12 protein-coding genes are annotated in these 13,798 nt (G+C 68.0%); 4 read left to right on the top strand and 8 right to left on the bottom strand.

The window, feature by feature from the left end; genetic code table 11:
• Positions 1–48: 48 nt before the first annotated feature.
• Together ACK8HH_RS12705 and serA are read right to left on the bottom strand one after the other, a co-directional pair.
• Entirely contained in the window at positions 49–1,059 is a 1,011-nt protein-coding gene (locus tag ACK8HH_RS12705; protein WP_045538717.1) for a 3-isopropylmalate dehydrogenase, read from the bottom strand.
• 14 nt (positions 1,060–1,073) lie between these two features.
• On the bottom strand, positions 1,074–2,669 hold the full coding sequence (gene serA / locus ACK8HH_RS12710) for a phosphoglycerate dehydrogenase (protein WP_006895939.1): 1,596 nt from the start codon (positions 2,667–2,669) through the stop codon (positions 1,074–1,076).
• Between the two features lie 277 nt (positions 2,670–2,946).
• Between serA and ACK8HH_RS12715 the strand changes: the two genes are divergently transcribed.
• On the top strand, positions 2,947–3,612 hold the full coding sequence (locus ACK8HH_RS12715; RefSeq protein ID WP_006895938.1) for a trypsin-like serine protease: 666 nt from the start codon (positions 2,947–2,949) through the stop codon (positions 3,610–3,612).
• Positions 3,613–3,694: 82 nt separating this feature from the next.
• Here ACK8HH_RS12715 and ACK8HH_RS12720 read toward each other — a convergent pair whose 3' ends face one another.
• The 5 genes from ACK8HH_RS12720 to ACK8HH_RS12740 all read right to left on the bottom strand — a co-directional run bounded on the left by ACK8HH_RS12720 (position 3,695) and on the right by ACK8HH_RS12740 (position 8,393).
• Positions 3,695–4,144, bottom strand: a complete 450-nt coding sequence (locus ACK8HH_RS12720) for an SRPBCC family protein (protein ID WP_006895937.1) — start codon at positions 4,142–4,144, stop codon at positions 3,695–3,697.
• A gap of 122 nt (positions 4,145–4,266) precedes the next feature.
• Positions 4,267–4,707: an SRPBCC family protein gene (locus ACK8HH_RS12725; RefSeq protein WP_006895936.1), complete on the bottom strand. Its 441-nt coding sequence runs from the start codon at positions 4,705–4,707 to the stop codon at positions 4,267–4,269.
• A 149-nt stretch (positions 4,708–4,856) separates the two neighbouring features.
• Complete coding sequence (gene ilvC, locus ACK8HH_RS12730) at positions 4,857–5,858, bottom strand: ketol-acid reductoisomerase (RefSeq protein ID WP_174302284.1); 1,002 nt, start codon at positions 5,856–5,858, stop codon at positions 4,857–4,859.
• 130 nt (positions 5,859–5,988) lie between these two features.
• Positions 5,989–6,489, bottom strand: a complete 501-nt coding sequence (gene ilvN / locus ACK8HH_RS12735; protein WP_006895934.1) for an acetolactate synthase small subunit — start codon at positions 6,487–6,489, stop codon at positions 5,989–5,991.
• Positions 6,486–8,393, bottom strand: a complete 1,908-nt coding sequence (locus ACK8HH_RS12740; protein ID WP_081598085.1) for an acetolactate synthase large subunit — start codon at positions 8,391–8,393, stop codon at positions 6,486–6,488. The genes ilvN and ACK8HH_RS12740 overlap by 4 nt, the downstream gene beginning before the upstream one ends.
• A 308-nt stretch (positions 8,394–8,701) precedes the next feature.
• Here ACK8HH_RS12740 and ACK8HH_RS12745 point away from each other — a divergent pair, with 308 nt between their 5' ends.
• The 3 genes from ACK8HH_RS12745 (at position 8,702) to ilvD (ending at position 12,488) form a co-directional block, all read left to right on the top strand.
• Entirely contained in the window at positions 8,702–9,109 is a 408-nt protein-coding gene (locus tag ACK8HH_RS12745; protein WP_006895932.1) for a PH domain-containing protein, read from the top strand.
• Between the two features lie 50 nt (positions 9,110–9,159).
• Positions 9,160–10,497, top strand: a complete 1,338-nt coding sequence (gene mgtE / locus ACK8HH_RS12750) for a magnesium transporter (protein ID WP_278124394.1) — start codon at positions 9,160–9,162, stop codon at positions 10,495–10,497.
• Positions 10,498–10,643: 146 nt separating this feature from the next.
• Positions 10,644–12,488 carry a dihydroxy-acid dehydratase gene (ilvD, locus tag ACK8HH_RS12755; protein WP_045538712.1) on the top strand — a complete coding sequence of 615 codons (1,845 nt, stop codon included), beginning with the start codon at positions 10,644–10,646 and terminating at the stop codon, positions 12,486–12,488.
• An 82-nt stretch (positions 12,489–12,570) separates the two neighbouring features.
• Here ilvD and ACK8HH_RS12760 read toward each other — a convergent pair whose 3' ends face one another.
• On the bottom strand, positions 12,571–13,731 hold the full coding sequence (locus ACK8HH_RS12760) for a DoxX family protein (protein ID WP_412475230.1): 1,161 nt from the start codon (positions 13,729–13,731) through the stop codon (positions 12,571–12,573).
• Between the last annotated feature and the right edge of the window lie 67 nt (positions 13,732–13,798).

Consider the following 13,798-nt stretch of genomic DNA (forward strand, 5'->3'; position numbering starts at 1 on the left):
AACGGCCCCGACGCGCAAGCGCCGAGGCCGTTCGCAGACGGATCGTCGTCAGACGCCGGCGAGGATGCGGTCGCCGACCTCCGAGGTGGAACCGCGGGAGGATCCGCGGGTCGCCACATCGGCCGCGACGGCCTTCTCCACGCGTGCCGCGCCCTCATCGTCGCCCAGGTGGCGGAGCAGCAGTGCCACGGACAGAATGGCCGCGGTGGGGTCCGCGATGTTCTGTCCGGCGATGTCGGGCGCGCTGCCGTGCACCGGCTCGAACATCGACGGGTTGGCGCGAGTGGCGTCGATGTTGCCCGACGCCGCCAGGCCGATGCCGCCGGACACCGCCGCCGCCAGGTCGGTGATGATGTCGCCGAAGAGGTTGTCGGTGACGATCACGTCGAAGCGACCCGGGTCGGTGACCATGTAGATGGTCGCCGCGTCGACGTGAATGTAGTCCGTCGCGACCTCGGGGAACTCCTTGCCGATCTCCTCGACCGCACGGGTCCACATGCCGCCGGCGAAGGTGAGCACGTTGTTCTTGTGCACCAGCGTCAGCTTCTTGCGCCGGGACTGCGCGCGAGCGAAGGCGTCGCGGATCACGCGCTCGATGCCGAACCGGGTGTTGACACTCACCTCGGTCGCCACCTCCTGCGGTGTGCCCACCCGGATCGCGCCGCCGTTGCCCGTGTACGGCCCCTCGGTGCCTTCGCGGACCACGACGAAATCGATCTTCGGATCGCCTGCGAGCGGCGAGGCGACGCCCTCGTAGAGCACCGACGGCCGCAGGTTGACGTGATGATCGAGAATGAACCGCATCTTCAGTAGGAAGCCGCGTTCCAGCGTGCCCGACGGGACCGACGGGTCACCGATGGCGCCCAGCAGGATCGCATCGTGCTCACGCAGCGAGGCGATGTCCTCGTCGGTGAGCAGTTCACCGGTCGCGTGGTAGCGGCGCGCACCGAAGTCGTATTCGGTGGTCTCGACGTCGGGGTGCAGCTTGCGCAGCACGCGAAGCGCCTGGTCGACCACCTCGGGTCCGATCCCGTCACCGGGGATGACAGCGAGTTTCATCGGCTTGCCCTGGCTCACGACAGGTCCACCTGCTTGATGAGGGTGGCCGAGACGGCGTCGCCGACCGCCGCGACCAGCGCGTCGTCGAGTTCGCGGTCGAGCCGCAGGATCATGGTCGCGCCGTTGCCCTCCACGTCCTGGGCCAGGGCGGCGGCGATGATGTCGACACCGGCGTCACCGAGCACGGTGCCGATCTTGCCGAGCGAACCGGGCTGGTCGGCGTAGCTCACGAGCAGGTTGCGGCCCTCGGCACGGAGGTCGAAGTTACGGCCGTTGATGTTCACGATCTTCTGAACCTGCTGCGGTCCGGTCAGCGTTCCGGCGACGTTGACGATGCTGCCGTCGGCGAAGACCGCGCGCACGTCCACCTGGCTGCGGTGGTTGGGGCTCTCGGTCTCGGTGACGACGTCGTGGCTCACGCCGCGCTCACCGGCGACTGCCGGGGCGTTCACGAAGGTGACCGGCTCGTCGACGACGGCCGAGAACAGTCCGCGCAGGGCCGAGAGGCCGAGCACGTCGACCGGGCTGGCGGCGAGTTCGCCGCGCACCTCGACAGTCAGGTTGGTCGGCATGCCGCCCGCGACGACGCCGGCCAGGACGCCGAGCTTGCGCGACAGCTCCAGCCACGGCGCCACCTCGTCGTCGACCGGACCGCCCGTGATGTTCACCGCGTCCGGCACGAAGTGTCCGGCCAGCGCCAGCTTCACACTGGCGGCGACGTCGGTGCCCGCGCGGTCCTGGGCCTCGGCGGTGGAGGCGCCGAGATGCGGCGTCACGACGACCTGGTCGAGGTCGAACAGCGGGGAGTCGGTGCAGGGCTCGGAGTCGAAGACGTCCAGGCCCGCGCCGCGGACCCTGCCGGCCTTGATGGCGTCGGCCAGGGCCTGCTCGTCGATCAGCCCGCCGCGAGCGGCATTGACGATGATGACGCCGTCCTTGACCTTGGCGAGCTGCTCGGCGCCGATGAGGCCGGCGGTCTCCTTGGTCTTGGGCAGGTGGATGGTGATGAAGTCGGCGCGTTCGAGGAGTTCGTCGAGGCCGACCAGCTCGATGCCCAGCTGTGCCGCACGGGCCGCCGAGGCGTAGGGGTCGTACGCGATGATCTTGGCCTCGAAGGCGGCCAGTCGCTGGGCGACCAGCTGACCGATGCGGCCGAGCCCGATGACGCCGACGGTCTTGTCGAAGACCTCCACGCCGGAGAACGACGAGCGCTTCCAGGTGTGTTCCTTGAGCGTGGCGTCGGCGGCCGGGACCTGACGAGCAGTCGACATCAGCAGGGCGATCGCATGCTCGGCCGCCGAATGGATGTTGGACGTGGGAGCGTTGACGACCATGACGCCGCGCTCAGTGGCCGACGGCACGTCGACGTTGTCCAGGCCGACGCCTGCGCGAGCGATGATCTTCAGATTCTTACCCGCATCGAGGACTTCGGCGTCCACGGTGGTCGCCGAACGCACCAGAATGGCGTCGGCGTCGACCACTGCTTCGAGCAGCTTCGGGCGATCAGGGCCGTCTACCCAGCGCACCTCGACGTCGGAGCCGAGGGCTTCCACCGTCGAGGGGGCGAGCTTGTCAGCGATGAGGACAACTGGACGGCCGCTTTCGGTCACTGCATTCTCCAGGTTTCTTCCGGTGAAGAGTGCCAGGTCCGGCACCCAAGACTTGCCCCGCCATCGTAATTCCCCGGCGCCGCGCGGGCACATCCGCCCCGATGCGAATGTGGTGCCCGACACCTGGGCGCGTGTACATTGCTGACGTCGTCTCATTTCCGTCACAACTGCAGCGGTATCTGAGGCGGGCATTGGGCGTTGCCCCGGAGGGCACTTAAGGTAGGCACGTCGCCCGTGAAGACATACGCGGCCTCGACAAGTACTGAGCGGAGATGCAATGAAGAAGTTGACGGTGCTGCTCGCGGTTCTCGCCGCCGGCCTGTTGTCACTGGTCGGAGTCGGTACCGCCGATGCCGCACCCAAGGTTCCGCTCGGCGGCGGGTCCGGGATCCTCGTCCTCAAGGGAGGGAACAGCGCGGCGGCGTGCACGGTGACCACCGTGGGCCGTCCGACCACCGGGCCGCGAAAGGGACAGCTCATCGCCGTCACCGCCGGCCACTGCGGCAAGCCCGGTCAGCGAGTGATCTCGGAGAGCTTCCAGAGCCGCGGCCAGATCGGCACGGTCGTCTACTCGGCGTCGGACATCGACGTCGCGGTGATCGCGCTCAACTCGAACGTCGCTCCGACGCGCACCGTGCGCGGTGTCACGATCCGCAAGGTCAACACCACCCCGGTCCAGTTCCCGACCATCCTGTGCAAGGAAGGTCGCACCACCGGCAACACCTGCGGCGTCACCTGGTTCTCCGACGGCACCTCGCACTTCAGCCAGATGTGCGTCATCGAGGGCGATTCGGGCAGCCCCGTGGTGGTCGGAGATCAGCTGGTCGGCATGGTCAACGCCTACTACTTCCTGTCGTGCCTGGGACCGGAGACCGGGACCAACGCCAAGACGATCCTGAACCGGCTCAACAAGATCGGCTACAACAACTTCAAGCCGGTGTAGGCCGAAGCGGCCGACGAAACGACGCCGGGCCCCGAGACCTTCCGTCTCGGGGCCCGACGTCTGTCTGTGCCGGTGCGCGCGCTCAGGCGGCGTCGCTGCTCTCCACCGCGGCCCGGAGCGCCGCCTCGGTCTGCCTCACCGCCTGGCCGACGACGGGCTCGATGATCGCACCGAGCGCCCTGCCCGCCAGGCCGCCCGGCAGGTCGTAGTCGAAGTTCACATCCACCACGGTCTGCCCGTCGGCGCCGTCGGCGAACCGCCAGCCGGTCCGCACGTCGAAGCCGGCGATGGAGGTGAGGACGACGCACTCGTTCTCCACCCACTCGGTGACCCGAAGGGTGGATGTGAGGTTCTTCGGACCGATCTTCATGCAGGCCTCGTACGTGGCGCCGAGCCCGGACGTGTGGTCGGTGACGGGTGTGAACCGGGTGACGCCGAACATCCAGCTCGGAACGTTTCGGTAATCGTCGACGTACGCGAACACGCGGTCGCGCGACGCCTCGGTGGTCACGGTCTGGCGAACTCCCGGCATTGGTGACTCCTGGGGATCGATCGGTTGCGGTCGAACGGGCATTGCGGTGTGCCCGATGTTGTGCACACCACAATGCCATGCGCCGATGGCAAGGTTGATCCGCCCCCCGGGATCGCCGCCGGTCAGTCCTCGACGGCCGCCCTGATCTTCGCCTCCGTATGCTTCACGCCCTGTTCGGCGAAGGGGCCGATCAGTCCGCCGAGCACCTTGCCCGCGAGCCCGCCGGGCAGCGTGTACCCGAACACGACCCGGAGGACGGTGGTACCCGGCTCGTCACCGTCGGCGAACGTCCACGCGGTGTCGGCGCCGAAGCCCTTCACCGACTCGAGCCTGATCAGTTGTCCGTCGATCCATTCGGTACAGCGCACCGTCGACGTCAATTCCTTCGGGCCGACCCGGATGGCCGTCTCGAACTCGGAGTCCTGGCCGTGTGTCACCTCGGTGGTCGGCGTGAACCGACCGACCCCGAACATGTACTCGGGCACGTTCCGGTAGTCGTCCACGTACGAGAACACCGCCTCGCGTGGGGCCCCGATGACTGCCTCATGCCGGACTTCGCCCATCTGTTCTCCCCTTCTCGTCGCCGCGCGCGGTCGCCGCAGCACTGCGCAGCATGGTAGCGAGGGCATCCCGCCGGCGAACGCGGACGACCCCGCACCCGGGATCGGGTGCGGGGTCGTCGAAGAGGTGCGCCGGCGGTGGCCGCTGAGACTCAGGCGGTCTCGGTGATGGGGCGGTCGACCCAGCTCATCAGGTCGCGCAGCTTCTGGCCGGTGACCTCGATCGGGTGCTCGGCGTTCTGCTTGCGCAGCGCCTCGAGTTCCTTGTTGCCGCCCTCGACGTTGGCGACGAGACGCTTGACGAAGGTGCCGTCCTGAATGTCCTTCAGGATGGCGCGCATGCGCTCCTTGGTGTCGGCGTCGATGACGCGCGGGCCCGACAGGTAGCCGCCGAACTCAGCGGTGTCCGAGACCGAGTAGTTCATGCGGGCGATGCCGCCCTCGTACATGAGGTCGACGATCAGCTTGAGCTCGTGCAGGACCTCGAAGTAGGCCATCTCCGGTGCGTAGCCGGCCTCCACCATGACCTCGAAACCGGTCTTGACCAGCTCCTCGGTGCCGCCGCAGAGCACGGCCTGCTCACCGAAGAGGTCGGTCTCGGTCTCTTCCTTGAAGGTGGTCTTGATGACGCCGGCGCGGGTACCGCCGATGCCCTTGGCGTAGCTCAGCGCCAGCGCCTGGGCCTCGCCCTTCGGGTCCTGATCGACGGCGATGAGCGCCGGGACGCCCTTGCCGTCGACGAACTGACGGCGGACCAGGTGGCCCGGTCCCTTCGGCGCGACCATCGCGACGGTCACGTTGGCCGGCGGCTTGATCAGGTCGAAGTGGATGTTGAGGCCGTGCCCGAAGAACAGCGCGTCGCCGTCGTTCAGGTTCGGTGCGATGTCATCGGTGAAGATCTGCGCCTGGCTGGTGTCCGGAGCCAGCAGCATGATGACGTCGGCCCAGGCGGCGGCCTCCGCCGCGGTCATGACCTTCAGCCCCTGCTCGGCCGCCTTCTCGCGGGACTTGGAGCCCTCGCGCAGACCGATGGCGACCTCGACACCCGAGTCGCGCAGCGACAGCGAGTGTGCGTGGCCCTGGCTGCCGTAACCGATCACGGCCACCTTGCGGCCCTGGATGATCGACAGGTCGGCGTCATCGTCGTAGAACATCTCGACTGCCACAGTGGAATCCCTTCAATACGAAATATTTGTGTTGTGTGTCGTGACCATTCAACCCGTCGGTGTGACGGTGGCCGCGACCGGGGTCTGACGCTTCACTCGGCGAACCGAGCTCGAGATGTCAGCGGTTGGCGGACATGCTCTTGGGGCCGCGGCCGAGCGTGACACCGCCCGACTGCGCGATCTCCCGAATGCCGTACGGGTCCAGCATCCGCAGGAGCGCCTCGAGCTTGTCCGAGGTTCCGGTGGCCTCGACGGTCACCGACTCCGGTGAGACGTCGACGACCTTGGCGCGGAACAGATTCACCACGTCGATCACTTCGCTCCGGTTGGACGCGTCGGCGCGGACCTTGATCAGCATCAGTTCGCGGGAGACCGAGTTCGCCGGCTCCTGCTCCACGATCTTGATCACGTTGACGAGCTTGTTGAGCTGCTTGGTGACCTGCTCCAGCGGGAAGTCCTCCACCGAGACCATGATGGTCATCCGCGAGATGCCCTTCAGCTCGGTGGGACCGACAGCGAGGGACTCGATGTTGAATCCGCGCCGGGAGAACAGGCCCGAGACGCGGGCGAGCACGCCCGGACGGTCTTCGACCAGAACGCTCAGAGTATGGGTGCTCACTGCTGGTTCCCTTCGCTCGTGGCCTGCTCACGAATCATTGCGTCGTGGATCTCCGCCGGGTCGGCGGCCGACTCCTCGTCGTCGAACAGCGGCCGGATGTCGCGCGCGGCCATGATCTCGTCGTTGCCGGTGCCTGCGGCGACCATCGGCCACACCTGGGCATCCTTGCCGACGATGAAGTCGATGACCACCGGGCGGTCGTTGATCTCCTGGGCCTTCGCGATCGTCGGTGCGACGTCCTCTTCGCGCTCCACGCGGAAGGCGACACAGCCCAGCGCCTCGGCGAGCTTGAGGAAGTCCGGGATCATCCGCGAGTGCGTCGCCAGATCGGTGTTCGAGTACCGCTCGTCGTAGAACAGCGTCTGCCACTGACGGACCATGCCGAGATTGCCGTTGTTGATCAGTGCGACCTTGATCGGGAAGCCCTCGATGGCGCAGGTGGCCAGCTCCTGATTGGTCATCTGGAAGCATCCGTCGCCGTCGACCGCCCAGACCTCCTTGTCCGGAGCCGCGGCCTTGGCGCCCATCGCCGCCGGAACCGAGTAGCCCATCGTTCCCAGGCCGCCCGAGTTGAGCCAGGTGCGCGGCTTCTCGTACTTGACGAACTGCGCGGCCCACATCTGGTGCTGGCCGACGCCCGCGACGTACACGGCGTCGGGGCCGGCGGCCTTGCCGAGCTGCTCGATGACGTACTCCGGCGACAACGAGCCGTCGGACTGCTTGTCGTAGCTCAGCGGGTAGGTGTTGCGGATGTCCCGCAGGTACTCCCACCAGTCGACCATGTCCGGCTTGGCCCCGCCCGCGGCGAGGTCGGCGCGGATGGCCTCGATCAAGTCGGCGATGACGGCCTTGGCGTCACCGACGATCGGGACGTCGACCTCGCGGTTCTTGCCGATCTCCGCCGGATCGACGTCGGCGTGGATCACCTTGGCCTCCGGAGCGAAGGACGAGAGCTGTCCGGTGACCCGGTCGTCGAAGCGGGCGCCGAGGGTGATCAGCAGATCGCTGCGCTGCAGGGCGGCGACGGCGCCGACCGCGCCGTGCATGCCGGGCATGCCCATGTGCAGATCGTGGCTGTCGGGGAACGCGCCGCGCGCCATCAGCGTCGTGACGACGGGGATGCCGGTCAGTTCGGCGAGTTCACGCAGCTCCTCGGAGGCCTCGGCCTTGATGACGCCGCCGCCGACGTACAGCACGGGACGCTTCGACTGCGCGATCATCCGCGCGGCCTCACGGATCTGCTTACCGTGCGGCTTGGTGACCGGACGGTAGCCGGGCAGTTCGAACTGCGGCGGCCACGAGAACGTGGTCTGCGCCTGCAGGATGTCCTTCGGGATGTCGACGAGCACCGCGCCGGGCCGGCCCGACTCCGCGATGTAGAAGGCCTCGGCGATGATCCGGGGGATCTCCGCCGCGCTGCTGACCAGGAAGTTGTGCTTGGTGATCGGCATCGTGATTCCGGAGATGTCGGCTTCCTGGAAGCCGTCGGTGCCGATGAGCGAGCGCCCGACCTGGCCGGTGATCGCGACCACCGGGACCGAGTCCATCTGGGCGTCGGCCAACGGCGTCACCAGGTTGGTGGCGCCCGGGCCGGACGTCGCCATCATGACGCCGGCACGGCCGGCGACCTGTGCGTAGCCGGTGGCCGCGTGTCCGGCGCCCTGCTCGTGACGGACGAGCACGTGCCGGACCCGCTGCGAGTCGAGCAGGGGGTCGTAGACCGGGAGCACGGCGCCGCCGGGAATGCCGAACACGACCTCCACGCCGAGCTCTTCGAGCGACCGGACCACGGACTGCGCGCCCGTGACCCGCTCGGGTGCGACGACGGCGCCCGGTGAGCGCATGCCCTCGGTGGACGGCGACTGCGGTCGGGTCGACGACCCGCGTGCTGTTGGAGTACTCACTGCACGATCCTCATCCTCTTGTGTTCTGCTCTTCCACGCGATTCCCGATCAGGCCGGAGGGACTTCTCGTCCGGCTCCCGACAAGAAAAAACCCCCGCCAGCGAGGCTGTGCGAGGGGCGCGTCGTAATTGGTATCTGAAGGTCTACGAAGTGACCGATCAGGCGTCGACGCGCCGACCGATTACTACGAGAAGCTTCTGATTCATCACGTGGACAAAGTAGGCCAGTTCCGGGTCTCGCGTCAAATCATTCCCTCTCGCCCGAAGCTGTGACCTGCGCCCGGCGCGGTGCGTGAGACAATGGGGAATATGAGTGAGTCGTCCAAGGTCTTCTCCATCTCGCGCATCGCTTACTTCGCGGTGCCGGTCGCGTTTCTGCTCGTCATCATGCTGATGGGGATCTCGGTCGCCGGCTTCGCCTGGACCGTCATCGTGCCGATCGCGCTGGCGTGGTGGATTCACCGGCTCCGCACCATCGTCGACGAGCAGGGCGTCACCGCCGTCGGCACCTTCGGCACCAGCCGCCTCCCGTGGCACGACGTCGACGGCATCCGGTTCCCGCGCTGGGGCGCGGTGCGCCTGGTGGCCCGAGACGGATCGAGCGTGCGGCTGCCCGCGGTCGGCTTCTCCGATCTGCCCGCGCTGTCGAACGCCAGCGGCGGCCGCATCCCCGATCCGTTCGCCGCCGAGCGGGACGCCCGACTGTCCGCTCGCTGACCGGGGCGCTCGCCGCGCCCGCATCCGCCAACGACGCCGACACGGAGCCCATGACGACACTCACCGCCAAGGCCCTGCAGAGCGCCATCGACGACGGCCGGCTGGCCTTCGTGGGCCGCGAACTCTCGCAACTGGCCCCGCAGGACGCCGCCGCTATCCTCGACGCGATGGACGAGGGCGACCGGACCATCGCCTTCCGGCTGCTCGCCAAGGACGACGCCGTGCAGGTCTTCGACGACCTCAGCTCCACCGCGCAAGCCGCGTTGATCAGTTCGCTCGGGACCGCGGAGGTGGCCGACGCCTTCGACCATCTGGACCCCGACGACCGCGCGGAGCTGCTCGACGAGCTCCCCGCGAACGTCGCCAAGGCGCTGATCCGCTCCCTCTCCCCCGCCGAGCGCGAGACGACGGCGGTGGTCCTGGGGTTCCGGCGCGGGTCGGTGGGACGCCGGATGAGTCCGGAGTTCGTGCACGTCTTCCCCGACGACGACTGCCGCACGGCGATCGAGCGGATCAAGGCGCGCGGGCGGCACGCCGAGACCATCTACACGGTGCCCGTGGTGGACCACCAGCGCCGCCTGATCGGCGTGGCGAGCCTGCGCGATCTGCTGCTCTCGGATCCGGACACCGATGTCGCCGAGCACACGAAGGCGCCGATCTTCGCCTACGCCGCCGAACCGGCCGAGTCGGCCGCCCAGCGCTGTATCGACCGGTCGATCATGGCGATGCCCGTGGTCGACAACGAGGACCGACTGCTCGGCGTCCTGACCCTCGACGACGCCGCCGAGGTGGTCGAAGCGGCCCGCGACGAGGACGAGGCGCGCGCCGGCGCCCGCGAGATGCTGAAGACGCCGTACCTGCAGGCCTCGACGTTCGCGATCACCCGCGCGCGAGTGGTGTGGCTGTTCGTGCTGGCGATCTCGGCGATCCTCACGGTGAACGTCCTGGAGATCTTCGAGGGCACACTGGAGCAGAAGGTGGCCCTCGCACTGTTCATTCCGCTCTTGACCGGCATCGGCGGCAACACCGGCTCGCAGGCGGCGACCACGGTGACCCGTGCGCTCGCCACCGACGAGGTGACCACCTCCGACGTGCTCCGAGTCGCGGGCAAGGAGATGAGCGTCGGCGTCACCATGGGCGCCGCCCTCGGCGTCGTCGGATTCCTCGTCGCAGGACTGGTCTACGACATCGGCATCGGTACCGTCATCGGGCTGACCATCCTCTCGGTCTGCACGGTCGCGGCGACCGTCGGCGGCATCATGCCGCTGGTGGCGCGCTCCATCCACGTCGATCCCGCGGTGTTCTCCACCCCGTTCATCTCCACCTTCTGCGATGCGACGGGTCTGATCATCTACTTCTCGATCGCCAAGGCGGTCCTGCAGATCTGAAGCCCCCGCGCCCCGGCGGATTCCGCCGTCGGCGTCGCCGGTACCGAGGCCGGGAATAACTCTGGACAGCTGAGCGTAAAGTTGAAGGACATCCCGGATCGTCAGCCCGTCCGGGTCCAGTTCAGCGATTTCTAGCGAGGAATTCCATGCCAGCCCTGCGGTCTCGCACCACAACCGTCGGCCGTGAAGCCGCCGGCGCCCGCGCCCTCTGGCGCGCCACCGGTATGACCGACGACGATTTCGGGAAGCCGATCATCGCGATCGCCAACTCGTACACCCAGTTCGTCCCGGGTCACGTGCATCTGAAGAACGTCGGCGAGATCGTCGCCGACGCCGTGCGCGAGGCCGGCGGCGTGGCCAAGGAGTTCCACACCATCGCCGTCGACGACGGCATCGCGATGGGTCACGGCGGCATGCTGTACTCGCTGCCGAGCCGCGAGATCATCGCCGACTCCGTCGAGTACATGGTGAACGCGCACACCGCCGACGCCCTGGTCTGCATCTCGAACTGCGACAAGATCACGCCGGGCATGCTCAACGCCGCGATGCGTCTCAACATCCCCACCGTGTTCGTCTCCGGCGGACCGATGGAGGCGGGCACATCGGTCGTCATCAACGGCGTCGTGCGCCCGGGCACCGACCTGATCGACGCGATCTCGGCGTCCGCCGACAGCAACGTCGACGACAAGGAACTGCTGGAGGTGGAGCGGTCCGCCTGTCCGACGTGCGGGTCGTGCTCCGGCATGTTCACCGCCAACTCGATGAACTGCCTCACCGAAGCGCTCGGGCTGTCGCTGCCCGGCAACGGATCGACGCTGGCCACCCAGGTCGCACGCCGCGACCTGTTCACGCGCGCCGGCGAGCTGATCGTCGACATCGCGAAGCGCTACTACCAGGACGACGACGAGTCGGTGCTGCCGCGCAACGTCGCCACCCGCCAGGCCTTCGAGAACGCCATGGCGCTCGACGTGGCGATGGGCGGATCCACCAACACCGTTCTGCACATCCTGGCCGCGGCCCAGGAGGGCGAGGTGGACTTCGATCTGAAGGACATCGACCGCATCTCACGTAACGTTCCGTGCCTGGCCAAGGTGGCGCCCAATTCACCGAAGTACTACATGGAGCACGTGCATCGCGCCGGCGGCATCCCCGCGATCCTCGGTGAACTGAACCGCGCCGGTCTGCTCAACACCGACGTCCATCCCGTTCACGCGCCGTCGCTCGAGAGCTACCTCGCCGACTGGGACATCCGTGGCGGCACGGCCACCGATCAGGCGATCGAACTGTTCCACGCGGCCCCGGGCGGCGTCCGCACCACCGAACCGTTCTCCACCTCCAACCGCTGGGAGTCGCTCGACACCGATGCCGCCGACGGCTGCATCCGCGACAAAGAGCACGCCTACACCGTCGAAGGCGGACTGTGCGTGCTGCACGGCAACCTGGCCCGGGACGGCGCCATCCTGAAGACCGCCGGCGTCGACGAGTCGCTGTGGCACTTCCAGGGCCCGGCGCGCGTCGTCGAGAGCCAGGAGGACGCGGTGCACGCCATCCTGTCGAAGGAACTGCAGGCGGGCGAGGTGCTGGTGATCCGCTACGAGGGGCCCGCCGGCGGGCCCGGCATGCAGGAGATGCTGCATCCGACGGCCTTCATGAAGGGCACCGGCATGGGGAAGAAGTGCGGTCTGGTCACCGACGGCCGCTTCTCGGGCGGATCGTCGGGCCTGGTGATCGGCCACGCCTCCCCGGAGGCCGCGGCCGGCGGCGACATCGGTCTGGTGGAGAACGGCGACGAGATCCTCATCGACGTGAAATCCCGCACCCTCAAGGTCCTCGTCGACGACGAGACCCTGGCGGAGCGTCGCGCCAAGATGGAAGCCTCCGAGCACCCGTGGACGCCGCGCGACCGCCAGCGTCCGGTCACCAAGGCGCTTCGCGCGTACGCGAAGCTCGCGGCCTCCGCCGACAAGGGCGCCGTCCGCGTCGTCGACTGAACACTGTCGGCTGAAAGCACTCATGCCGTATTCCGTGACCCGATTCGGGTCACGGAATACGGCATATGAGTTCAGGAGTGCGTCAGGACGTCGGGTTCCCCGGCGAATCGAGCGGATTGGTGCCGTTGAAAGCGATCCAGACGGCCACGGCGACGCCGACGCCGACGATGAACCAGGCGGCCGAACCCCAGGCCGGCCTGCGCGACCATCCCCAGCGACGGTCGAAGGAGTAGGTGCCGGGCCCGGTGAGGATCAGCGCCGCCGCCGCGGCGGCCAGCACGATCTCCAGTTCGAGCCCGTTGCCTCCGCCGTCGGCCGAGAAGAACCAGAGGCCGCCGGCGAGCGTCGCCTTGTAGGTGCCTGCCACCAGGATGCTGCTCAGCACCGCCGCCCCGGCGATCGGCGTCAGCAGCCCCAGGATCAGCAGGATGCCGCCCGCGGTCTCACTGACTCCGGCGACGAGTGAGAGCGCCGTCGTGGCGTTGTCGTGGAACCCGATGCCGGGATTCGGCTTGTTGGCGAGGAACTGCGCGAAGCCGTCCGGCCCGGGTCCGTTCAACCAGCCGGTGAGCTTCTGGAGACCGTGCAGGGTGAACGTCACGCCCACCACCACGCGCAGAATGAGCAAGCCGAGATCGAGCGTTCCGCGCCGGATCACCGGCTCCGGAGCCTGGGCGACGTACTCCTCTTCGTCGCGCGGCTGCGGTGCCCCCACGTAGTCGTCTTCGGGCTCGAGCAGCGGTGCGGTGGGCTGCGGCTCGATGTAAGGCAGCGGCGGTTCGGTGAGATGCTCCGCGTATCCCCTGCGCTCGCCGGGGTCCTCACCGTCGTCCTCGTCGTTGACGAAGGGCTCGGTGTGCACCGGCTCGTCCGACGAGCTCTTCTTGATCGGGCTCTCCGTGGCTGCGGCACCCCCCCAACTGATGATCACCGCGGTCTTCGCGTCATCGTCCGGCGGTGAACCGTCGGGCAGCGTGGCTACGGGTTCGGTCGGCTCGGTGACCGGCAGCGTCTCAGTGGGCGACTCGTCGAGTTCGACGGCCTCCTCGCGTGCGGCCTTCTCGTCGATCGCATCCTGAACCGCGGGCTCCGGCCTGCGGCCGTGCCTGTCGAAGAAGCTGTCGTTGTCGGGCTTCGGCCGACGCACCCGAGGTCGCTCGATGGCGTCGGTCGGTTCATCGTACGGACTGCCCGCAGCCGACGGATCCCCTCCGGTCCCTGGCTTGTCATCGGAACTACTCACGGTTACCGACTCTATGGCCGTGCGCCCGCGTGAGGGCCGAGCGGCACCCGACGATTTGGTAACGATC

It is taken from the genome of Gordonia sp. LUNF6 (assembly GCF_047041125.1).
In the GTDB taxonomy this organism is placed as follows: domain Bacteria; phylum Actinomycetota; class Actinomycetes; order Mycobacteriales; family Mycobacteriaceae; genus Gordonia; species Gordonia sihwensis.